18 protein-coding genes are annotated in these 21,017 nt (G+C 74.3%); 6 read left to right on the plus strand and 12 right to left on the minus strand.

Annotated elements, in window-relative coordinates; genetic code table 11:
• Positions 1-139: 139 nt before the first annotated feature.
• The 4 genes from ACZ514_RS24690 to ACZ514_RS24705 all read right to left on the minus strand — a co-directional run bounded on the left by ACZ514_RS24690 (position 140) and on the right by ACZ514_RS24705 (position 4,246).
• On the minus strand, positions 140-1,315 hold the full coding sequence (locus ACZ514_RS24690) for a thiolase domain-containing protein (RefSeq protein ID WP_469125673.1): 1,176 nt from the start codon (positions 1,313-1,315) through the stop codon (positions 140-142).
• Positions 1,312-2,379 carry a thiolase domain-containing protein gene (locus ACZ514_RS24695; RefSeq protein WP_469125674.1) on the minus strand — a complete coding sequence of 356 codons (1,068 nt, stop codon included), beginning with the start codon at positions 2,377-2,379 and terminating at the stop codon, positions 1,312-1,314. The genes ACZ514_RS24690 and ACZ514_RS24695 overlap by 4 nt, the downstream gene beginning before the upstream one ends.
• Complete coding sequence (locus ACZ514_RS24700; RefSeq protein WP_468696489.1) at positions 2,379-3,341, minus strand: Zn-ribbon domain-containing OB-fold protein; 963 nt, start codon at positions 3,339-3,341, stop codon at positions 2,379-2,381. Before ACZ514_RS24700 ends, ACZ514_RS24695 begins: the two co-directional genes overlap by 1 nt.
• Before the next feature lie 104 nt (positions 3,342-3,445).
• Positions 3,446-4,246, minus strand: coding sequence for a crotonase/enoyl-CoA hydratase family protein (locus ACZ514_RS24705; RefSeq protein WP_468166018.1), 801 nt, complete (start codon positions 4,244-4,246; stop codon positions 3,446-3,448).
• Between the two features lie 172 nt (positions 4,247-4,418).
• On the opposite strand from ACZ514_RS24705, the gene ACZ514_RS24710 reads away from it, so the two are divergent.
• The 4 genes from ACZ514_RS24710 to ACZ514_RS24725 all read left to right on the plus strand — a co-directional run bounded on the left by ACZ514_RS24710 (position 4,419) and on the right by ACZ514_RS24725 (position 9,452).
• Positions 4,419-6,050 carry an acyl-CoA synthetase gene (locus ACZ514_RS24710; protein ID WP_468166016.1) on the plus strand — a complete coding sequence of 544 codons (1,632 nt, stop codon included), beginning with the start codon at positions 4,419-4,421 and terminating at the stop codon, positions 6,048-6,050.
• Between the two features lie 191 nt (positions 6,051-6,241).
• On the plus strand, positions 6,242-7,567 hold the full coding sequence (paaK, locus tag ACZ514_RS24715) for a phenylacetate--CoA ligase PaaK (RefSeq protein ID WP_469125675.1): 1,326 nt from the start codon (positions 6,242-6,244) through the stop codon (positions 7,565-7,567).
• 101 nt (positions 7,568-7,668) lie between these two features.
• Positions 7,669-8,523, plus strand: a complete 855-nt coding sequence (locus ACZ514_RS24720; protein WP_468166012.1) for a YhjD/YihY/BrkB family envelope integrity protein — start codon at positions 7,669-7,671, stop codon at positions 8,521-8,523.
• 71 nt (positions 8,524-8,594) lie between these two features.
• Positions 8,595-9,452: an oxidoreductase gene (locus ACZ514_RS24725; protein ID WP_468166010.1), complete on the plus strand. Its 858-nt coding sequence runs from the start codon at positions 8,595-8,597 to the stop codon at positions 9,450-9,452.
• Positions 9,453-9,531: 79 nt separating this feature from the next.
• Here ACZ514_RS24725 and ACZ514_RS24730 read toward each other — a convergent pair whose 3' ends face one another.
• The 4 genes from ACZ514_RS24730 to ACZ514_RS24745 all read right to left on the minus strand — a co-directional run bounded on the left by ACZ514_RS24730 (position 9,532) and on the right by ACZ514_RS24745 (position 15,128).
• Entirely contained in the window at positions 9,532-11,028 is a 1,497-nt protein-coding gene (locus ACZ514_RS24730) for a fatty acyl-CoA synthetase (RefSeq protein WP_469125676.1), read from the minus strand.
• A gap of 90 nt (positions 11,029-11,118) precedes the next feature.
• A complete protein-coding gene (locus tag ACZ514_RS24735; protein WP_469125677.1) occupies positions 11,119-12,234 on the minus strand; it encodes a calcium:cation antiporter in 1,116 nt (371 codons plus the stop codon).
• 212 nt (positions 12,235-12,446) lie between these two features.
• Entirely contained in the window at positions 12,447-14,006 is a 1,560-nt protein-coding gene (locus ACZ514_RS24740; protein WP_469125678.1) for an acyl-CoA synthetase, read from the minus strand.
• A 15-nt stretch (positions 14,007-14,021) separates the two neighbouring features.
• Entirely contained in the window at positions 14,022-15,128 is a 1,107-nt protein-coding gene (locus tag ACZ514_RS24745) for a nitronate monooxygenase (RefSeq protein WP_468166002.1), read from the minus strand.
• A 715-nt stretch (positions 15,129-15,843) separates the two neighbouring features.
• On the opposite strand from ACZ514_RS24745, the gene ACZ514_RS24750 reads away from it, so the two are divergent.
• Positions 15,844-17,577, plus strand: coding sequence for a serine hydrolase domain-containing protein (locus ACZ514_RS24750; RefSeq protein WP_468166000.1), 1,734 nt, complete (start codon positions 15,844-15,846; stop codon positions 17,575-17,577).
• 113 nt (positions 17,578-17,690) lie between these two features.
• Here ACZ514_RS24750 and ACZ514_RS24755 read toward each other — a convergent pair whose 3' ends face one another.
• From ACZ514_RS24755 to ACZ514_RS24770, 4 genes are read right to left on the minus strand one after another with little or no spacing between them, the layout of a single operon-like run.
• The gene (locus ACZ514_RS24755; RefSeq protein ID WP_469125679.1) at positions 17,691-18,053 is read right to left on the minus strand and encodes a DUF4180 domain-containing protein; all 363 of its coding nucleotides are present in this window, start codon (positions 18,051-18,053) and stop codon (positions 17,691-17,693) included.
• Between the two features lie 11 nt (positions 18,054-18,064).
• Positions 18,065-18,742: a DinB family protein gene (locus ACZ514_RS24760; protein ID WP_469125680.1), complete on the minus strand. Its 678-nt coding sequence runs from the start codon at positions 18,740-18,742 to the stop codon at positions 18,065-18,067.
• Complete coding sequence (locus ACZ514_RS24765; protein ID WP_469125681.1) at positions 18,739-19,122, minus strand: VOC family protein; 384 nt, start codon at positions 19,120-19,122, stop codon at positions 18,739-18,741. Before ACZ514_RS24765 ends, ACZ514_RS24760 begins: the two co-directional genes overlap by 4 nt.
• A gap of 19 nt (positions 19,123-19,141) precedes the next feature.
• On the minus strand, positions 19,142-19,750 hold the full coding sequence (locus ACZ514_RS24770) for a TetR/AcrR family transcriptional regulator (RefSeq protein ID WP_468696470.1): 609 nt from the start codon (positions 19,748-19,750) through the stop codon (positions 19,142-19,144).
• A 77-nt stretch (positions 19,751-19,827) separates the two neighbouring features.
• On the opposite strand from ACZ514_RS24770, the gene ACZ514_RS24775 reads away from it, so the two are divergent.
• Positions 19,828-21,003 carry an FAD-dependent monooxygenase gene (locus tag ACZ514_RS24775; protein ID WP_469125682.1) on the plus strand — a complete coding sequence of 392 codons (1,176 nt, stop codon included), beginning with the start codon at positions 19,828-19,830 and terminating at the stop codon, positions 21,001-21,003.
• The last annotated feature ends 14 nt before the right edge of the window (positions 21,004-21,017 follow it).

A 21,017-nucleotide genomic window follows, 5' to 3' on the forward strand; every position in this document is an offset into this window, starting at 1 on the left:
GTGCTCCTCCCGGTACGGTACGTCGTCGGTGGCCCAGGGTAGCGATGGCGGCGCGTGCCGGACAGGCCACGTACGGTCACGCGTCGCGGCGGATCGGGAGGAGCCCTTCCGCCGGGAACCCGGCGGCCGCGCTCCCCCGTCAGGAACCGGGCGGCCGCGAGCCCACGAGCCACATCGCGAAGAACTGCGCGCCGCCGCCGTACGCGTGCCCCACGGCCCGGCGCGCCCCGGGGATCTGGTGCTCCCCGGCCCGGCCGCTGACCTGGAGCGCCGCCTCCGCGAAGCGGATCATGCCCGAGGCACCGATCGGGTTGGTGGACAGCACCCCGCCGGAGGGGTTCACCGGCAGGTCGCCGTCCAGTTCGGTGACGCCCGCCTCGGTGAGCTTCCAGCCCTCGCCCTCCTGCGCGAAGCCCAGGTTCTCCAGCCACATCGGCTCGTACCAGGAGAACGGCACGTACATCTCGACCGCGTCGATCTCCCGGCGCGGGTCGGTGATCCCGGCCTGCCGGTAGACGTCGGCCGCGCAGTCCTTGCCGGCCCGCGGCGAGACGAAGTCCTTGCCCGCGAAGAGCGTCGGCTCGCTGCGCATCGCGCCGCCGTGCACCCAGGCGGGGGGCCTCGGCGCACGGGCCGCGCCCGCGCGGTCGGTGAGGACCATCGCGCAGGCGCCGTCCGAGGAGGGGCAGGTCTCGGAGTACCGGATCGGGTCCCAGAGCATCGGCGAGGCCTGGACCTTCTCGAGGGTGATGTCGTGCTCGTGCAGGTGCGCGTACGGGTTCTTCAGCGCGTTGCGCCGGTCCTTGTACGCGACGAGCGAGCCCACCGTGTCGGGGGCGCCGGTGCGCCGCATGTACGCGCGCACGTGCGGGGCGAAGAAGCCGCCCGCGCCGGCGAGCAGCGGCTGCTGGAAGGGGACGGGGAGCGAGAGCCCCCACATGGCGTTGGACTCGGACTGCTTCTCGAAGGCGAGGGTCAGGACCGTGCGGTGGACGCGGGCCGCGACGAGGCCGGCCGCGACGAGGGCGGTGGACCCGCCGACGGAGCCCGCCGTGTGGACGCGGAGCATGGGCTTGCCGACCGCGCCGAGGGCGTCGGCCAGGTAGAGCTCGGGCATCATCACGCCCTCGAAGAAGTCGGGGGCCTTGCCGATGACGACGGCGTCGACGTCCGCCCAGGTCAGCTCCGCGTCGGCGAGGGCGCGGACCGCCGCCTCGCGGACCAGGCCGGCGATGGAGACGTCGTGCCGGGCGGCGACGTGCTTGGTCTGGCCGATCCCGACGACGGCCACGGGCTCCTTGCCCGGTGTGCTCATGTGCGGTCCCCTTCCAGGACGGCGACCAGGTTCTGCTGGAGGCAGGGGCCGGAGGTGGCGTGCGCGACGGCCCGGTGGGACTCGCCCCGGTGGATGCGGGCGGCCGCCTCGCCGATCCGGACGAGGCCGGCGGCCATCATCGGGTTGGCGGCGAGGGGGCCGCCGGAGGGGTTGACGGCCACCGCTTCGCCCAGGCCGAGCGCCTTGCGCAGCACGACCTCCTGGGAGGAGAACGGCGCGTGCAGTTCCGCCGTGTCGACGGGGGCGTCGAAGACCCCGGCGTTCTCGGCGGCGGTCCGGGTGGACGGGGAGTCGGTGAGGTCGCGCAGGCCCAGGCCGTGGGCCTCGATGCGGTGGTCGATGCCGGTGATCCAGGCGGGCCGCTCGCACAGGCGCCGGGCGGTGTCCCCCGCGGCCAGGACGACGGCGGCCGCGCCGTCCCCGACGGGCGGGCAGTCGCCCGTGCGCAGGGGCCGCACCTGGTAGTCGCCCTGCGGGACGGGGCCGCGGAGCTGGGCGTGCGGGTTGCCCTCGGCGGAGGCGCGGCTGCGGGCGCCGATCGCGGCGAGCGCGGCCTCGTCGGTGTCGCCCGCGTCGATCAGCGCCTGTGCCTGGAGGGCGGCCAGGGCCACCGAGTCGGGCCAGAGGGGGGCCATGTAGTACGGGTCGAGCTGCCGGGTGAGGACGTCCCGCAGGGATCCGGGCGAGGACTTCCCGTACGCGTAGACGAGCGCGGTGTCGGCGTCGCCGGTCTGGAGCTGGACCCAGGCCTCGTAGAGCGCCCAGGCGCCGTCCGTCTCGACGTGCGATTCGGAGATCGGCGGCCAGGCGCCGACCCCGTCGAGGGTCATGGTGAAGGAGAAGGCCCGCCCGGCGAGGTAGTCGCTGGAGCCGGAGCAGGTGAAGCCGATCCCGCCCGCCCTGAGCCCGGTGGCCGCCAGCACCTGGTGCAGGACGGGCATCACCATCTCGACTTCGCTGAGTTCGTCGGTGCGGCGCAGGTGGTCGCTCTGGGCGAAGGCGACCACGGCCACCTCGCGCGCGTGGCGGGGGTTGCGGGGCATCAGAGCAGCTCCTTGTACGCGTCGTAGTCCGCGTCCGGCTCGCCCGTGGGGCGGTAGTGGTCGGGGTAGCGGCCGCCGTCGGTCCACACCGGTTCGACGCGCAGGCCCATGCGGACCTGGTCGTACGGGATGCCGCCGATCCGGCCGTGGAGGGCGAGGCCGGCGCCGTCGAGGGCGATGTGGGCGTAGACGTAGGGGACTTCGATGTCGAGGTTGCGCGCCTTGATGTTGACGATGCAGAAGGTGGTGACGGTGCCGGCCGGGCCGACCTCCACCCGGTCGGTGGTGGCCACCCCGCAGGTGGGGCACGCCCCGCGCGGGGGGACGTACACCTGGTGGCAGGAGGGGCAGCGCTCGCCGACGGTGCGGCGCTCGGAGAGCGCGTTGATGTAGGCGGTCTGGGCGCGGCCGGGGCTGTAGGTGTAGTCGAGGCGGGCCTCGGCGACGATGCCGGTGACGGGGTCGGCGAACACGCCGTCGTGCGGTGCGGCGCCGCCTTCTTCCGCGCGGCCCCCGTACGGCTCGAAGCAGGCGATGTCGGTGATGGCGCCGGTGCGCTCGGCGGCCCAGCGGATCCGCACCCGCATGCCGGTGGACACGGCGTCGGGGCCGGGGGCGTCGAGGGCGTGCAGGATCGCGGTGTCGGCGCCGTCGAGCCTCACCAGGACCCAGGCGAAGGGGGTGCCGAGGGGCTGGTGGGGGCGGGGCCGGCCGTTCCAGGCCCAGGTGGTGACGGTGCCGGTGGGGGCGACCTCGACGAGCTCCCGGATCTCCTCGGCGGTGACGGGGTCGTACTCGGCGGGCGGCACCATGACCCGCCCGTCGGAGGTCCTGACGCCGAGCACGACGCGCTGCCGGAGCCCGGTGAGGAAGGCACTCTGGACGGGCCCGAGGGACCGGGTGAAGGGGAACTCGACGACGAGGGGCGCGCGCAGCACCTCGGGCGGGGACGCGGCTGTCATGGGTGTCTCTCCGGTTCTCGGGGGCGGTGGGGCCGGGCGACCGGAACGGCCACCGGGCGGGTGGCGGGGCCGGGGACCGCGGGACGGCGCCGGCGGGACGGCGCTCAGGCCCGGCGGTAGACCGGCGGCCGCTTCTCCGCGAAGGCGCGCGCCCCCTCCTTCGCGTCGGCCGTCTCGAAGACGGGCCAGCCGCGGGTGAGTTCGGCGGCCAGGCCCTGCGTCTCCGTCAGCTCCGCGGCTTCGTACACCGACGCCTTCACCGCCTCGACGGCCAGCGGCCCGCACGCGTTGATCAGCTCCGCCGTCTCCAGCGCCGCCTCCAGGGCCGTCCCGTCGGGCACCACGCGCCCCACGAGACCGATCCGCGCCGCCTCCTCGGCCGCGTACGGGCGCCCCGTCAGCAGCATCTCCAGCGCGTGCGTGCGCGGGACCTGCCGGGGCAGCCTGACCGTGGAGCCGCCGATCGGGAAGAGCCCCCGCCTGACCTCGAACAGTCCGAAGGTGGCCCCGGCGCCGGCGATCCGGATGTCGGTGCCCTGGAGGATCTCCGTGCCGCCGGCCACGCAGTAGCCCTCGACCGCCGCGATCACGGGTTTGCGGGGCCGGTGGTGGCGGAGCATCGCCTTCCAGTGCAGGTCGGGGTCGGCCTTGAGGCGGTCCCGGTACTGGTCGCCCGCCATGCCCCGGCCGGCCAGCGCCTTGAGGTCCATCCCGGCGCAGAAGTCGCCGCCGGCGCCCGTCAGGACCACCGAGCGGACCGTGTCGTCCGCGTCCGCCTCCAGCCAGCCGTCGTAGAGGCCCACCAGCAGGGGAAGCGAGAGCGCGTTCTTCGCTTCCGGCCTGTTCATGGTGAGCACCAGAGTGGCGCCGCGGCGTTCCACGGTCAGGTGTTCGGTCCCACCCATTGCCGTCCTCCCGTCTGAAGACCTAGAACAGGTTGCAGCAGGGTCCGGTCCAGTTCAATAGTTTCCTGACACCCAGTCAGATTTCTTGGCGGGCGCCCTTCCCCCTTGGACCGGGCGGCGCTCTAATGACCGCCGAGCGGACCAGCCGTGAGACTTCGGGTCAGGAGGAACGGTGGAGTACAACCTTGCCGACCTGTTCGAATCGGTCGTGGACGTGGTCCCGGACCGCGAGGCGCTGGTGTACGTCGACCACCCCGGCACCGGCGCCGAGCGCCGCCTGACGTACGCGGAGCTGGACGCGGCGGCGAACCGCGTCGGGCACCACCTGCTGGACAGCGGGCTGCGGCCCGGCGAACACGTGGGGCTGCACCTCTACAACGGGATCGAGTACCTGCAGACCGTCCTGGCCTGCCTCAAGGCCCGCCTGGTGCCGGTGAACGTGAACTACCGGTACGTGGAGGAGGAACTGGTCTACCTCTACAACGACGCCGACCTCGCCGCCCTCGTCTTCGAGGGCGAGTTCACGGAGCGGGTGGCCGCAGCGCTGCCGCGGACGGCGAGGCTGCGGCACCTGGTCCGGGTCGGGCGGGCGCCGGCCGGGGCGCCGGAGCCTGCGGTCGCGCCGGTGGCGTACGCGGACGCCGAGGCGGCCGGGTCCCCGGAGCGCGGCTTCCCGGAGCGCAGCCCCGACGACCTCTTCATCATCTACACCGGCGGTACGACCGGCATGCCCAAGGGCGTGATGTGGCGGGCCGAGGACCTGTTCTTCGCGGGGCTCTTCGGCGGGGAGCCCTCGGGGGAGCCGGTGAAGCGGCCCGAGGAACTGGCCGAGCGGGTCGCGGCGCGCGGCGCCGGGCTCACCTTCTTCCCCGCTCCCCCGCTGATGCACGGCACGTCCACGCTGACCTCGTTCATCGCCTTCAACTACGGCCAGCGGGTGGTGATCCACCGCAAGTACGTCCCCGAGGAGGTGCTGCGCACGATAGAGAAGGAGAAGGTGTCGAGCGTGTCGCTGGTCGGCGACGCCATGCTGCGCCCGCTCATCGACGCGCTGAACGGCCCGCTCGCGGGGACCGACCTGTCCTCGCTGTTCAGCGTCTCCTCCTCCGGTGCGATCATGTCGGACACCGTCCGCGCCGAGTTCCGGCGGCTGGTGCCGAACGTGCTGCTCCTGAACAACTTCGGCTCCTCCGAGTCCGGTTCCAACGGCCGGGCGACGGACGACTCCGGCCCGGAGAAGGGCTTCCGGCTCCAGGTCAACGACCGTACGCAGGTGGTCGATCCGGTGACGCACGAGCCGGTGCCGGTCGGCGTACCCGGCCGTCTCGCGCAGCGCGGACACGTCCCGCTCGGCTACTACAACGACCCGGCGAAGACGGCGGAGACCTTCTTCCGGAAGGGCGCGGAACGCTGGGTGCTGCTCGGCGACATGGCGACCGTCGACGAGGAGGGCATCGTCACGGTGCTGGGGCGCGGCTCGCAGTGCATCAACACCGGTGGCGAGAAGGTCTATCCGGAGGAGGTCGAGCAGGCCCTGAAGTCGCATCCGGACGTGTACGACGCCCTGGTGGCGGGGGTTCCGGACCCGACGTGGGGCAACCACGTGGCCGCGGTGGTGCAGGTGCGGCGGGGCGCGCCGGAGCCGACGCTGGAGGAGATCCAGCGCCACTGCCGGACGAGGCTGGCGGGTTACAAGATCCCTCGCCAGCTGGTGATCACGCCCGCCGTGCAGCGCTCCCCGAGCGGCAAGGCGGACTACCGGTGGGCGAAGGCGGTGGCCGCGGAGGCCGACGCGGGGAGCTGACCGGGCGACCACCCCGGGTCGCCGCCGGGGGGCCGGTGGGCCGTGGTCACAGACGGTGAGGGCGGTCCTGCGGCCACCCGATCAGACGATCACTCGTTCGAGTCATTGATATACCCGGCGGGGTCCGGCAGTCTACCGAATGAACGTTCGGTTGGGTTGACGGTGCGACTCTCGGCGATGAGGTGGCGGCAATGACGGCGCGTGCGGGTCTCGATGACCTCGGGGATCTCCAGGACGAAGGCGAGCGGCTGAGCGCCGACGGCCTGGCGGCGCTCCAGCTGGAGCGGCTGCGGGCGACCCTCCACCGGGCGTACGAGCACGTGCCCTTCTACCGCCGGGCCTTCGACGAGGCGGGGGTCCGTCCCGACGACTGCCGCTCACTGGCGGACCTGTCCCTCTTCCCGCTCACGACCAAGGCGGACCTGCGCGAGCAGTACCCGTTCGGGATGTTCGCCGTACCGCGGGCGGAGGTGCGCCGCGTCCACGCCTCCAGCGGCACCACGGGCCGCCCCACGGTGGTCGGCTACACCGACGGGGACCTGTCCACCTGGGCCGATGTCGTCGCCCGCTCGCTGCGCGCGGCGGGCGCCCGGCCGGGGCAGATCGTGCACGTCGCGTACGGGTACGGCCTGTTCACCGGCGGCCTGGGCGCGCACTACGGCGCGGAGCGGCTGGGGTGCACGGTGGTCCCCGCCTCGGGCGGCATGACGGACCGCCAGGTCCGGCTGATCCAGGACTTCCGCCCGGAGGTCATCATGGTGACCCCCTCCTACATGCTGACCCTGCTGGACGAGATGGAGCGCCAGGGCATCGACCCGCGCCGGACCTCGCTGCGCACCGGGATCTTCGGGGCCGAGCCCTGGACCGAGGGGATGCGACGGGAGATCGAGGAACGGCTGGGCATCGACGCCGTGGACATCTACGGCCTGTCCGAGGTCATCGGACCGGGGGTCGCCCAGGAGTTCGCCTCGCACAAGGACGGCCTGCACATCTGGGAGGACCACTTCTACCCCGAGGTGATCGATCCGCTGACCGGGGCGGTCCTGCCGGACGGTGAACCGGGGGAGCTGGTGTTCACCTCCCTCACCAAGGAGGCCATGCCGGTGATCCGCTACCGCACCCGGGACCTGACGCGGCTGCTCCCGGGGACGGCCCGCCCCGCCTTCCGCCGGATGGAGAAGGTGACCGGCCGCAGCGACGACATGATCATCCTGCGCGGGGTGAACCTCTACCCGACGCAGGTCGAGGAGATGCTCCTGCGCATCCCGGGCCTGGCCCCGCACTTCCGGCTGCGGCTGACCCGGGAGGGCCGCCTCGACGCCCTCACCGTGCGCGTGGAGGCGCGCCGGGACGCCGACGCCGGGAGACGGCGGGCGGCGGCCGCGGAGCTGGTGCGGGCGGTCAAGGAGTCCGTGGGGGTGTCCGTCGCCGTCGACGTGGTCGAACCGGAGAGCCTGGAACGCTCGGTCGGCAAGATCAGGCGAGTGGAGGACCTCCGGGAACCGCACGTCTCCTGAGGAGGCCGGGCCACACCGGCGGACGGCCGAAACCACCTGTTCGGGCCCACTTCGGTGCCGCTCCCGGGAGCGGCCGGGCCCGTACGGGTAGGGGATCAGGTGTGACCTCGATCCTCCGGCGCCTCCACGCCCGGCTCCTGGGCTCACCGGCCGGGCTGGCCTGGAGCCGGGGCCGGGAGATCGAGCTGATGCACCGGGCGATGGGCTTCGCCGCTCTCGGGTTCCTCACGCTGGTGCCGCTGCTGGTGGTCGTGGCGGCGGCCGCGCCGGGCAGCGGCTCCAACTTCGGCCGCTGGCTGGGACAGGCCCTCGGGGTGACGGCGGCCTCGCGGTCCCGGGTCGAGATGCTGTTCGGGGCGGCGGACCTGGCACTGGAGCGGACCACCGCCTTCGGTCTGGCGGCCCTCGCCGTGTTCGGCCTGACCTTCGGCTCCGCCGTGCAGACCGGCTACGAGAAGGTGTGGGACCTGCCGACGGCCCGCTGGCACACCATGTGGCGCCACGTCGTGTGGCTGGCGCTGCTGGTCTGCTACCTGGCGCTGCTCGTCGGGATCCCCTCCCCGTCCGGAACCACGGCGGGCACGGCGGTGAGCACCTTCAGCGACACCGTCGGCACCTGTCTGTTCTTCTGGAGCTCCGGACGGCTCCTGCTGGGCGGCCGGGTCCGCTGGCGGGCGCTGCTGCCCGGCGCGGTGGCGACCAGTCTCGGGCTGCTGGGCCTGCGGGTCTTCTCGCAGATGGTGTTCTCCCCGCTGATCGCCTCGAACGCCGTCACGTACGGGCCGTTCGGGACGCTGCTGGTCGTCCAGTCCTGGCTCGTCGGCGTCGGCTTCGTGGTGTACGGCGGGGCCATGCTCGGGCGCCTCGCCCACGAGCACCTGACCCTGCGCCGGCTGCGCGCCGACGGGGTGCTGCCCCCCGCTCCCGGGCCTTCTCATGATCCGGGACAGGAGTGACGGCCGGGGGCGGCGGCGTGGCAGGATCGCTTCCGTACCACCCACAACACCACTGGCACACAGGGGGATTGATGTTAGAGCAGGCTCGCACCGCCGGACGGATATGGCTGATCACCGGAGCCTCCTCGGGCTTCGGCCGGACTCTGGCGGAGGCCGCGCTCGCCGCCGGGGACACCGTCGTCGCGGCGGCCCGCCGGACCGCCGCGCTCGGCGACCTGGCGGCCGCTCATCCGGAGCGGCTCGTACCGGTCGCGGCGGACGTGACGGACACGGAGCGCGCGGAGGAGGTGGTCGCCGAGGCCGTGGACCGGTTCGGCCGGATCGACGTCCTGGTCAACAACGCCGGCCGGGGCATGGTCGGAGCGGTGGAGGAAACCTCCGACGCCGAACTCCGCAGCCTGATGGACCTGCACTTCTTCGGCCCGGCCGCGCTGATCCGCGCCGTGCTGCCGCACATGCGGGCGCAGAAGTCCGGGGCGATCGTGCAGATGAGCAGTATGGGCGGGCGGCTCTCCTTCCCGGGCGTCGGAGCCTACTCGGCGACGAAGTTCGCCCTGGAGGGGCTGACCGAGGCACTGGCGGGCGAGGTGGCCGCCTTCGGGATCAAGGCGCTGATCGTCGAGCCCGGCGCCTTCCGTACGGGGTTCGCGGGCGGCGGGGCCCTCCAGCAGTCGGCCGCGGTGCTCCCGGCCTACGAGGACACGGTCGGCCCCATCCGCACCGGGCTCCCCGGGAGCGACGGCAAGCAGCCCGGCGACCCGGTGAAGGCCGCCGCCGCGATCCTGGCGGCACTGGACGCCGAGCGGACCCCGCTGCGGCTCGCGCTCGGCAACGACGCCCTCGACGCGATCCTGGCCCACGCGGACAACGCCCGCGAGGAGGCCCGTACCTGGGAGGCGGTCAGCCGGGGTACGGACTTCGACGCCTGACGTCCCCTCCCGGCGGCCGGGCCCGCCCCCGCCGCCGGGAACTCCCCGGCGGTGGGAACGCCCCGGCGGCGGGGGCGGTTCAGCGGGTGCCGAAGCGGTCGCGGAGCTCGCGCTTGAGGATCTTCCCGCTGGCGTTGCGCGGGAGGGCCTCGACGAACAGCACCCGCTTGGGTGCCTTGAAGTGCGCGAGCCGTTCGCGGGCGTAGGCCATCAGCTCCGCCTCGGTGACCTCGCCGCGGGGCACGACCACCGCCGTGACGGCCTCGATCCACCGCTCGTCGGGCAGCCCGACGACCGCCGTCTCGGCCACGCCCGGGTGGGTGTAGAGCACGTCCTCCACCTGCCGGGACGCCACGAGGACGCCGCCCGAGTTGATGACGTCCTTCACCCGGTCGACCACGGTGAAGTACCCCTCGGCGTCCCGTACGGCGAGGTCGCCGGACCGGAACCAGCCGTCCCGGAAGGCCTTCCGGGTGGCCTCGTCGTCGTTCCAGTAGCCCAGGCACAGCTGCGGGGAGCGGTAGACGACCTCCCCGGCCGTGCCGTCGGGGACGTCCGCACCGTCCTCGTCGACGACCTTCGCCTCCACGTGGCGCACCGGGCGCCCGCACGACTCCATCCGCCCCTCGTGCTCACCGGGACCCAGGACGGTGGCCAGCGGGCCGATCTCGCTCTGCCCGAAGCAGTTGTAGAAACCCAGCCCGGGCAGCCGGGCCCGCAGCCGTTCCAGCACCGGCACCGGCATGACCGAGGCCCCGTAGTAGGCCTTGCGCAGGGCGCCGAGGTCGCGCCGGGCGAACTCGGGGTGGCCGGCCAGCGCGATCCACACCGTGGGCGGCGCGAAGAGGCTGTCGGCGCCGGCCTCCACCAGGTCGAAGAGGTCCTCGGCGACGGGCGCGTCCAGGAGGGTGTTCAGGGCTCCCACCGCCAGGTACGGCAGCAGGAAGACGTGCGTCTGGGCCGAGTGGTAGAGCGGCAGCGAGTGGACGGGCCGGTCGTCCGCCCCCAGGTCCAGGGCCTCGATCGCGCTCTCGTACTCGTGGGCCAGCGCCCTGTGGGTCATCACCGCGCCCTTGGGGAGCGCGGTGGTCCCCGAGGTGTACAGCAGTTGCACCACCGCGGCCGGATCCCCGGCCGGCTCGTACGCGAGCGGCTCGGACAGCTCGGACAGGAACGAGCCCGGCGCGTCGCGCAGCGCCCGTACGGGGTGCCCGTCGGGGACCCGCGCGGCCAGGTCCGGGTCGGCGAGGACCAGGGAGCCCGCGCAGTCGCCGAGGATGTGCGCGAGGTCCTCGCCGGTGAGGTTCTGGTTGACCGGGACGTGGACGAGCCCGGCGCGGGCGCAGGCGAGGAAGGCGATGAGGTAGGCGTCGGAGTTGTGGGCGAAGGCCGCGACCCGGTCCCCCGCGGCCAGTCCGTACCGCTGCCGCAGCACGGCGGCGCCGGTGGAGACGGCCGCGTCGAGTTCCCCGTACGTCCAGCTCCGCTCCCGGTAGCGCAGGGCGACCCGGCCGGGGCCGCGCCGCGCGCTGTCCCGTACGAGCCCGTCGACCGTCTGGTGCCGCACTGCCGTCATGGCCGTGATCCTCGCCCGGGCCCACCGCCGGGTCAACATCGCCGCACCGTCCGGGACGGCCGGCATGCCGACGGGCTGCCGGGACCGGTGCTACGGGCTGACGGCGAGGAAGAGGTACGCGGCCAGCAGCACCAGGTGCACGCCGCCCTGCAGGAGGGTGGCGCGGCCGGGGACGATGGTCAGGGCCCCGACCACCACGGTCAGCGCGAGCAGCACCATGTGGACCGCCCCCAGGCCGAGCAGCAGCGGCCCGGTCAGCCACGCGGAGGCCAGGGCGATGGCGGGGATGGTCAGGCCGATGCTGGCGATCGCGGAGCCGTAGGCCAGGTTGAGACTGGTCTGCACGCGGTCGCGGCGGGCGGCCCGGACGGCGGCGAGGGTCTCGGGGAGCAGGACGAGCAGGGCGATGATCACGCCGACGACGGCGTGGGGCAGTCCGGCGTCGGAGACGCCCTTCTCGATGGTCGGGGAGACGGCCTTGGCGTTGCCGACGACCGCGACGAGCGCGGCGAAGAGGAGGCCGACGCTGAGGAGGGCGGCGCGGGCGGTGGGCGGTTCGGCGTGGTCGTCGCCGCCGCTGCCGGAGGGCCGGCCGGCGCTCGCGGTGTCCACGGGCAGGAAGTAGTCCCGGTGGCGGACCGTCTGGACGGCGATGAACAGCCCGTAGAGGGCGAGGGAGGCGACGGCGGCGAAGGTCAGCTGCGCGGTGGAGAACTCGGGGCCGGGCCTGCTGGTGGTGAAGGTCGGCAGCACCAGGCTCAGCACGGCGAGGGTCGCGACGGTGGCCAGTGCCGCGCCGGAGCCCTCGGCGTTGAAGACGGCGACCCGGTTGCGCAGGGCGCCGACCAGCAGGGAAAGACCGACGATGCCGTTGCAGGTGATCATGACGGCGGCGAAGACGGTGTCGCGGGCGAGGGAGGCGGTCTTGTCGCCGCCGTCGGCCATCAGGGTGACGATCAGGGCCACTTCGATGACGGTGACGGCGACGGCGAGGACGAGCGAGCCGAAGGGTTCGCCGACCCGGTGGGCGACGACCTCGGCGTGGTGCACGGCCGCGAGGACCGCGCCCGCGAGGCAGAGGGCGACCAGGGCCACGGCGGGGCCGGGCAGGTCGCGTCCCCAGCTGAGGACGAGCGCGAGGAGCGCCACCACGGGGACCAGGAGGGTCCAGTCGGTCAGGGGGGACCTGCGCGTTGCCGTACTCATGCCAGCCAAGGTGCCAGAGTTGCAGCCCGGGTGCGCCGTGGGGCGCGCATCCGGGGCTTGAAGTGGCATTTCTCACGACATGTCGGGGTGTGACGGGCCGTCGTGGGGCGGAGCCGCTGCTCCCGTCCGGAGTACGCGCGCCACGACGGCCGGGCCGGCCTGCGCGGGAGCGGACCGGCGGGGCCGCCGGGGCACGGGGCGGCGTTGCACCGTCACACGGCGCGCTCGCGGCCCTCCCAGTAGGGGGCGCGCAGGCGGCGCTTGTAGAGCTTGCCGTTCGGGTCGCGGGGCATCGTCCGGATGAAGTCGACCGACTTCGGCCGCTTGTAGCCGGCCAGCCGCCGTTCGCAGTGGTGCAGGATCTCGGCCGCCAGCGCGTCGCCCGCCTCGAAGCCCTCGGCGGGTTCGATGACGGCCTTGACCTCCTCGCCCCACGACGCGTGGGGGACGCCGAAGACGGCGGCGTCGGCGACGGCCGGGTGGGTGAGCAGGGCGGACTCGATCTCCGCCGGGTAGATGTTCACCCCGCCCGAGATGATCATGTCGATCTTGCGGTCACGGAGGAAGAGGTACCCCTCCTCGTCGAGGAAGCCGAGGTCACCGACGGTGAAGAACTCCCCGATGCGGTTCTGGCGGGTCTTGTCCTCGTCCTTGTGGTAGCTGAAGCCGCCGGTGTTCATCTTGATGTAGACGGTGCCCAGTTCTCCGGGGGGCAGTCGGTTGCCGTCGTCGTCGAAGACGGCGAGTTCGCTGATCGGCCAGGCCTTGCCGACCGTGCCGGGCTTCTTCAGCCAGTCCTCGGCGGTGGCGAAGGCCCCGCCGCCCTCGCTGGCCGCGTAGTACTCCTCCACGCACCGGCCCCACCAGTCGATCATCGCCCGTTTGACGTGGTCGGGGCAGGGGGCGGCGCCGTGGACGGCGTGCCGCATCGAGGAGACGTCGTAGGCGTCCTTGGTCTCCTGCGGGAGCGCGAGGAGGCGGTGGAACTGGGTGGGGACCATGTGGGTGTGGGTGCAGGCGTGGCGGTCGATCAGGCGCAGCATCTCCTCCGGGCTCCACTTGTCCATCAGCACCAGCGGGTGCCCGATGTGCAGGGACGCGCCGGCGAACTGGAGCACGGCCGTGTGGTAGAGCGGCGAGCAGACCAGGTGGACGTTGCCGTCGGAGGGCCGGATGCCGAAGATGCCGAGGAATCCGCCGAGGTACGTCTCCTCCGGCGGCTTGCCGGGCAGCGGACGGCGGATGCCGCGGGGCCGGCCGGTGGTGCCGGAGGTGTAGTTCATGACCCAGCCGAGGGTGCGGCCGGCGGGCGGCTCGCCGCTGTGGCCGTCGAGGAGGTCGGCGTACGGCCGGAAGCCCGGGACCGTTCCGACGGCGTAGCGGCGGCCGGGGTCGAGCCCCGCCTCTTCGGCGGCGGCGGTGGCCGCGTCGGCGAACCGCTCGTGGGCGATGAGCACCTTGGCGCCGGAGTCGGAGACGATCCAGGCGATCTCCGGCCCGACGAGGTGGTGGTTGACGGGCACCAGGTAGAAGCCCGCCTGGGAGGCGGCGAGGTAGGCGGTGAAGAACTCGACGCCGTTGGGCAGGACGACCGCGAAGGCGTCGCCCTTCTCCAGTCCGGCCGCGCGCAGGCCGTGGACCAGGCGGTTCACGTCGGCGTGCAGCCGGCCGGCGGACCATTCCTCGCCCTCGGGGGTGTACAGGACGGTACGGCCCGGGTCTGCCGCGGCCTGCGCCCAGAATCCGTTGGGCAGCTGCTGCGTGTCGGTCATGCTGCTTCTCACTCCTCAGGACCGGCCGGCGATACGGGTGATGCGGTCGATGGCGCGCTCGAACCCGCCGGTGAGCTCGTCGAAGACGGCCTGGACGTCGCGCTCGCTGTTCATCCGGCCGACGATCTGGCCCACCGGGGTGCCGAGCAGTGGCTGGACCTCGTACTTCTGGATCCGGGAGACGGCCTCGGCGACGAGCAGGCCCTGGAGCGGCATCGGGAGGGCGCCGGGCCCCCGCGGGTCGTCCCAGGCGTCGGTCCACTCGGTGCGCAGCTGGCGGGCGGGTTTGCCGGTGAGGGCCCGGGAGCGGACGGTGTCGCCGGAGCCGGCGGCGAGGAGCTTCTCGGTGAGGGCCCGGGAATGCAGGTCGGCCTCGGTGGTGGTGAGCCAGAGGGAGCCGAGCCAGACGCCCTGGGCGCCGAGGGCCAGTCCGGCCGCGATCTGCTCACCGCTGCCGATGCCGCCGGCGGCGAGGACGGGGAGCGGGGCGACGGCTTCCACGATCTCGGGGACCAGGACCATGGTGGCGATGTCACCGGTGTGGCCCCCGGCCTCGTAGCCCTGGGCGACGACGATGTCGATGCCGGCCTCGGCGTGGCGGCGGGCGTGCTTGGCGCTGCCGGCGAGGGCGGCGACCAGGACGCCGTTCTCGTGGGCGCGGGCGATGACGTCGGCGGGCGGGGAACCCAGGGCGTTCGCCAGGAGTTTGACGGGGTAGTCGAAGGCGACGTCGAGCTGGTTACGGGCGACCTGCTCCATCCAGCCGGTGATGCGCCAGCCCGAGGCCTCGCCCTCGGGGAGTTCGGGGACCTGGTGCCTGGCGAGGGTGTCGCGGACGAAGGCGCGGTGCCCGGCGGGGATCATCGCCTCGATGTCGGCCTCGCCGACGCCGTCGACGGCCTTCTTGGCCGGCATCACGACGTCGAGGCCGTAGGGCTTGCCGTCGGTGTGCGCCTGCATCCAGTCGAGGTCGCGCTTGAGGTCGTCGGGGGCGGTGTAGCGGACGGCGCCGAGTACGCCGAAACCGCCCGCGCGCGTGATGGCGGCGGCGACCGCCGGGAAGGGCGTGAAGCCGAAGATGGCGTGCTCGACACCCAGTTCCTTGCTCAGCTCCGTCTCCATGGGCGTGAGGATGCCGCAGGGCGGCGGCCGAGGGAAGAGGTTTTCTGATGCAGTGTCAGATTCTCGGGGGCGGGCCGGTGCGGAGGGTCCCCGGCGGGCGGGCAGATACCCAGTAGCGTGCGGAGCGCCCGGGGCGGCGGTCCGAACGCGCCCCCCGGGCACGGGGCGGCGGCGGGCCGCGCAGGGCGGAGCAGGACGGGCGGACGGGCGGACGGGCAACACGCGGCGGGCAGTGGACGGTTCGGAGCCGACAGGAGGGCCGATCATGGTGGGAGTCACGGGGGCCGGAGCGGAAGCCGCGGCGCCGCGCGGACCGCGGTACGACGGCGGGCCGGAGGACGGAACCGGGAGCGGGAGCGGGGCCGGCACCGGGGCCGGTGCAGCCCGAGCGGAAGCCGTGCCGCCAGCCGGAGTTGGAGCCGCGGCCGGGCCCGGACCGGCCCGCGCCGCGACACGGACGGCAACCGCCAGGGCTCGGTCCGGACCCGAAGCCGGCCGGACCGGCGAAACCGGAGCCGCTACCGGATCCCAAGCCGAGCCCGGCCACGAGCGCGAGGCCGGTCACGGCGTCGGAGCCGGGGCCGGGAACCAGGAGGGGGACGGGAACCGGGACGGGGACGGGAACCCGGACGGGGACGGGAACCCGGAGGGGGGCGGGGCCGGCCGGGGGCTGGGCCGGCGGCGTCTCGGGGCGCGGCTGCTGGCGCTCGGCGGGGTGCTGGTCCTGCACGCCGCGCTGCCGGGCCCGGCGGCCGGGGCGGCGGGCGGCGCGGCGGAGCGGCGCGCCCTCCAGGGCCTGCGGCTGCGCTACGGATCGGCGCGGCAGGCCGGGCTGGTGGAGCGGCACCTGGAAGGGGTCGCGGAGGAGGCGGGGCGCTTCCTCGGCCCCTCCCCCGAGCACCCGTACTACGCCGGCGCCGTGGTGCTCGCGGGGCGCGGCCGGACCATCGCCCTGCACCGGGCGATGGGGGACGCGGTGCGGTACGCGGACTACGACGGCCGCACCGACCGGCCGGTGGAGCTCCCGGCGGCCGAGCGGATCGCGATGACCGAGGACACCGTCTTCGACCTGGCTTCCCTCAGCAAGCTGTTCACCTCCATCCTGGCCGTGCAGCAGATCGAGCGGGGCCGCCTGGAGCTGGAGGCCCGGGTGGACCGGTACCTGCCGGAGTTCACGGGGGGCGGCAAGGAGGCCGTGACCGTCCGGCAGCTGCTCACCCACACCTCGGGGCTGCGCTCGTGGGCGCCCTTCTACCAGGAGTCCACCCGCGAAGGACAGCTGCGCCTGCTGTGGTCGGTGCGGCCGCAGGAGACCCCCGGGACCGTGTACCGCTACTCCGACCTGAACCTCATCGCGCTCCACCTGCTCCTGGAACGGATCACCGGCCGCACGTTGGATGCCCTGCTCCACGACGAGATCACCGCTCCGCTCGGGATGCACCGCACTCGCTACAACCCGCCCCCGTCCTGGCGCCGGGTCACCGCCGCCACCGAGGTGCAGCGCCCGCCCTGGTCGGGTCTGGACCGGGGACTGGTGTGGGGGCAGGTCCACGACGAGAACGCGTACGCCCTCGGAGGGGTCGCCGGTCACGCCGGTGTCTTCGGCACCGCCTGGGACCTCGCGGTCCTCTCCCGTGCCCTGCTCGACGGCGGGGTCTACGCGGGCAGGCGCATCCTGCGCCCCGCCTCCGTCGAACTGCTCTTCACCGACTACAACACCGCCTTCCCCGGCGACGACCACGGCCTCGGCTTCGAGCTCTACCAGCACTGGTACATGGGTGCCCTGGCCACCCCGCACTCCGCCGGGCACACCGGCTTCACCGGCACCTCCCTCGTCCTGGACCCCTCCACCGACTCCTTCCTGATCCTGCTCGGCAACTCCGTCCACCCCGTGCGGACCTGGCGGGCGGGCAGCGCGCCCCGCGTCGCGACCGGCAACCGCTTCGCCCGGGCCGTGCCGGTCCGTACGAGGCACGGCGGCCCCGCCTGGTTCTCGGGCATGGAGGCCGGCGGCTCGGGCACCCTCACGCTCCCCCCGCTGACCCCCGCCACGGCGCGGGCCCGCCTGCGCTGCGCGGTGTGGTGGGACACGGTGCCCGGCGCGGGGGCCTTCCACCTGGAGGTCTCCGCCGACGGGGCCGTCTGGGAACCGCTCCCCTTCCGCACGGTCCGCACGACGGGCGGCGCCGCCGAAGAGTGGCCGACCGGCTCGGCCGGGGGCTGGTCGGGCCGCGTCTGGCACCGCCTCGAAGCCCCCCTGCCCGCCTGGGCGGCCGGCCGCGAGGTCCGCATCCGCTTCCGGCACGCCACGACCGGCCGCTACGTGGGGCGCGGGGTGTACGTGGACGTCCTGCGGGTCGCCGAACCGGCCGGGCTCCTCTTCTCGGAGGACCGCCCGGCGGACGCGTCCCGCGTCGAGGCGTCCGGCTGGACCCGTTCGCCGGACTGACGGACGGCACGGCGCCGGGCGGCGGCCCGCGGCCTGCCTGCGGCCTGACTGCGGCCTGTGGGGAGCCGGGCGGGCGATGGGCAGATGCCGGTGGGGGAAGCTTTGACGGCGGGCTAGCTCTTGAGGCGCTCCCGCAGTTCCTCCAGGTCGGTGAGGAACCAGGTCTGGCCGCCCCGGTTGCATTCGCGGACGAAGTCCCGCAGGGCCGTGCTGTCGTCCGTGTGGCGGGAGATGTCGCCGAGGACGACGAGGCCGACGCGGTAGTTGACGAACTTCTGGACGATGTCGCCGGCGATCCGGGTGTTCAGCCGGAAGAACCCCTCGTCGAACCGTCCGGCCGGGACGACGACCCACCGGGCGCCCTGCCAGGCGGCGTTGCCCACCAGGTCCAGGACGTCCCGTTCGCCGCCGATCAGCCCGCCCTCCGGGTCGCACAGCAGGACGGGCACGTCGTGGATGGTGCTCAGGGTGCTCATGCGGAGCGAGGCTAGGCGCTGGTCGCGGGTGCGGGCGAGGTGTTTTCCGCTCCCCGGCCGCCGTCCGGGGAGCGGCCGGCGCGGTGGAGGTCGCGGAGGAGCGCGATCTCGGCGCCGTGGTGCAGGACTTCCTGGTTGACCCACCACACGACGTCGACGAACGGTTCCCCGGCGTCGCTGCCGTGCGGGTAGGTGCAGTACCCGACGGTGTCGAACGCGGCCTCGTCGACGCCCAGCAGCGCCGTGCGCCAGGCGTCGGCGGCGGTCGCGAACGCGGCCACGGCTCCGGCCGCGTCCCCGGTGACGGGGTGGTCGTCGCGGGTGAGGCGGCGGCTGCCGGCCGTGTGGTCTGCGCGCAGGGTCAGCATCTCCGTCAGGTGGCTCAGGCGCCAGGCGAGGGTGGTGAAGGGCGGCGGCCAGGGGTGCGGGTAGGGCGCGGCGTCGCGGCCCCACTCGCCCGTGCGGGCACCGGCCAGGAACGTCGCGCGCGGCCCCGGGCCGTCCGTGCGCCGCCGGACCGACCAGCAGTCGGCCACCGGCTCCCAGAGGTACTCCTCGTCGGTCATGGGCACCACCCGGGTGTCCGTACCGTCGCCGCTGTCCATCACCGGCCCCGCGAGGCGGTCGGACAGGCGTGCGGACGCGAAGGTGAACTGCCGTATCAGCGGCGCCAGGCGGGGTGCGCTCACTGGTCCTCCCGGATCAGGCAGAAGGGGTGTCCGGCGGGGTCCGCGTAGACGCGCCAGCCCCGGGCGTCGGGGGTGTCGTCGAGGAGGGTCGCGCCGAGGGCGAGGACCCGTTCCTGGGCCCGGTCGAGGTCGGCGACGGCGAGGTCGAGGTGGGCCTGCTGGGGCTGGGCGGGGTCGGGCCACCGCGGCGGCCGGTGGTCGGTGACCTGCTGGAAGGCGAGGACGGCTCCGGACGGGGTGTGGAGCGTGGCCCAGTGCTCGTCCAGGGTCCAGCGCCGGTCGGGCCGGTTGACCTCCCCTCCGAGCAACTCCCCGTAGAAGCGGGCGAGATCAAGGGGTCGCGGACAGTCCAGTACCACGCACTGCAATTCGGCGATCATGTCCGGATCCTAAGGGCCCTCAGGCCCGGGCGAGTGCGGCGTCGATCATCCGGCGGGCGACGGCGGCCAGTTCGGCCGGGTCCGGTGCCGGGCGGGCGTGGGCGAGGGCGCCCGCGAGGCGGTCGTAGAGCAGGCCGTCGGTCCAGGCGGCCAGCAGTTCGGCGGACTCCCCCGGCCGGGGTGCGCCGAGGGCCTCGAGGACGGCGGCGGCGCGGGCGCGGGCGGCGAGGCCCGCCTGGCGCAGGGCCGGTTCCAGTTCCGGGTTCCGGGCGGTCTCCAGGCTCAGCTCGAAGCGGGCCAGCTGCCGTTCCCGGCCCCGCGTCAGCCACTGGTGCAGCAGCGCCCCGAGCAGCCGCGCGGCGGCGTCCCGGTCCTGCGGGGTCTGCGGCGGGCCGGCGCCGTCGAGGTCGGCGAGGTCCAGCTCGGCGAGGCGCCGGTAGCAGGCGCCGATGAGCGCGGTCCGGGTGCGGAAGTAGTACGAGGTGCTGCCGGCCGGAAGGGCGGCGGCGCCGTCGACGGCCCGGTGGGTCAGGCCGCGCAGTCCTGCGGCGGCGACGAGGGCGATGGCCGTGTCCGCGATCAGCGTCCGGCGGTCGGCGGCGGGGGGCGGGCTCTCCGGGGTGGACATGGCGTCACTCTACAGCTGTAGAGTGACGTGCGAGCCTCTACGGATGTAGAGGGTCCGTCGAGGCAGGAGGCCGTGCCATGTCCAGAACCCCGCGCCACGCCGTCGTCGCCGGTGCCGGGATCGGCGGTCTCACCGCCGCCCTCGCCCTGCACCGCCAGGGGTGGCGGGTCACCGTCTGCGAACGGGCGGCCGCGCCGGCGGCCGTCGGCGCGGGCATCGTCCTCGCTCCCAACGCGCTGCGCGCCTACGACGCCATCGGCTTCGACGCCACCCGCGCGGCGGGCCGCGCCGTCCCGGCGTCCCTGGGCGTGCGCCGCCCCGGGGGTGCCCGGCTCAGCCGCGCCGACACCGCCGCGCTGGCCGCCCGCTACGGCCGGCCCCCGCTCGCCGTCCACCGCACCGCCCTCACCGCCGCGCTGGCGCAGGCGCTGCCCGCCGGCGCTCTGGTGTACGGGGCCGGGGTCACCTCCGTGGACGGGGACGGCGGCCGCGCGGTGGTCCGTACCGCCGCCGGGGACCTCACCGCCGACGCCGTGGTCGCCGCCGACGGCATCCACAGCGCGCTGCGCCGGCGCGTCTTCCCGGACCACCCGGGCCTGCGCTACGCCGGGGAGACCGCCTGGCGGACCGTGCTGCCGTCCGGACCGGCCGCCGAAGCGGCGGAGACCTGGGGCCGGGGCGAGCGCTTCGGGACGGTCCCGCTCGCCGACGGGCGGGTCTACCTGTACGCCACCGCCGTCGTCCCCGAGGGGTACCGGCCCGCGGACGTGCGCGGCGAACTGCTGCGGCGCTTCGGCACGTGGCACGATCCGATCCCCGCCCTGCTCGCGCGGATCGACCCGGAGGCGGTGCTCCAGCACGGCCTGTACGACCTGGCCGCGCCGCTCCCCCGGCTCCACGACGGCCGCACCGCCTGGATCGGCGACGCCGCACACGCCATGACCCCCAACCTCGGCCAGGGCGGCTGCCAGGCCGTCGAGGACGCCGTCGTCCTCGCCCACCTGCTGGGCGGTCCGGACGTACCGGCGGCCCTGGCCGCCTACACCCGGGCCAGGCTCGCCCGTACCGACGCCATCCGGGTCCGCGCCCGCCGGATGGGCCGGGTGGCCGCCCTCACCCATCCGCTGGCGGTGGCCGCGCGCGACCTCGCCCTCCGGACCGCCCCGGCGAGCGCCGCGCGGCGCGCGCTGGACGACCTGTTCGACGGCTTCACGCTCCCGGCCCTCCCGGCCCTGCCGACCCGCCTGGAATGAAGACCGCCCCCCGG

Source organism: Streptomyces sp. NPDC034086, assembly GCF_055575515.1.

Excerpts from the sequence above, each read along its gene's own strand:
- ACZ514_RS24770 (WP_468696470.1), bottom strand. The coding sequence starts at position 19,750 with ATGTCCACCCCGGAGAGCCCGCCCCCCGCCGCCGACCGCCGGACGCTG.
- paaK (WP_469125675.1), top strand. The coding sequence starts at position 6,242 with ATGACGGCGCGTGCGGGTCTCGATGACCTCGGGGATCTCCAGGACGAA.
- ACZ514_RS24730 (WP_469125676.1), bottom strand. The coding sequence starts at position 11,028 with ATGACGGCAGTGCGGCACCAGACGGTCGACGGGCTCGTACGGGACAGC.
- ACZ514_RS24705 (WP_468166018.1), bottom strand. The coding sequence starts at position 4,246 with ATGGGTGGGACCGAACACCTGACCGTGGAACGCCGCGGCGCCACTCTG.
- ACZ514_RS24735 (WP_469125677.1), bottom strand. The coding sequence starts at position 12,234 with ATGAGTACGGCAACGCGCAGGTCCCCCCTGACCGACTGGACCCTCCTG.
- ACZ514_RS24745 (WP_468166002.1), bottom strand. The coding sequence starts at position 15,128 with ATGGAGACGGAGCTGAGCAAGGAACTGGGTGTCGAGCACGCCATCTTC.
- ACZ514_RS24690 (WP_469125673.1), bottom strand. The coding sequence starts at position 1,315 with ATGAGCACACCGGGCAAGGAGCCCGTGGCCGTCGTCGGGATCGGCCAG.
- ACZ514_RS24765 (WP_469125681.1), bottom strand. The coding sequence starts at position 19,122 with ATGATCGCCGAATTGCAGTGCGTGGTACTGGACTGTCCGCGACCCCTT.
- ACZ514_RS24725 (WP_468166010.1), top strand. The coding sequence starts at position 8,595 with ATGTTAGAGCAGGCTCGCACCGCCGGACGGATATGGCTGATCACCGGA.
- ACZ514_RS24700 (WP_468696489.1), bottom strand. The coding sequence starts at position 3,341 with ATGACAGCCGCGTCCCCGCCCGAGGTGCTGCGCGCGCCCCTCGTCGTC.
- ACZ514_RS24740 (WP_469125678.1), bottom strand. The coding sequence starts at position 14,006 with ATGACCGACACGCAGCAGCTGCCCAACGGATTCTGGGCGCAGGCCGCG.
- ACZ514_RS24755 (WP_469125679.1), bottom strand. The coding sequence starts at position 18,053 with ATGAGCACCCTGAGCACCATCCACGACGTGCCCGTCCTGCTGTGCGAC.
- ACZ514_RS24695 (WP_469125674.1), bottom strand. The coding sequence starts at position 2,379 with ATGCCCCGCAACCCCCGCCACGCGCGCGAGGTGGCCGTGGTCGCCTTC.
- ACZ514_RS24775 (WP_469125682.1), top strand. The coding sequence starts at position 19,828 with ATGTCCAGAACCCCGCGCCACGCCGTCGTCGCCGGTGCCGGGATCGGC.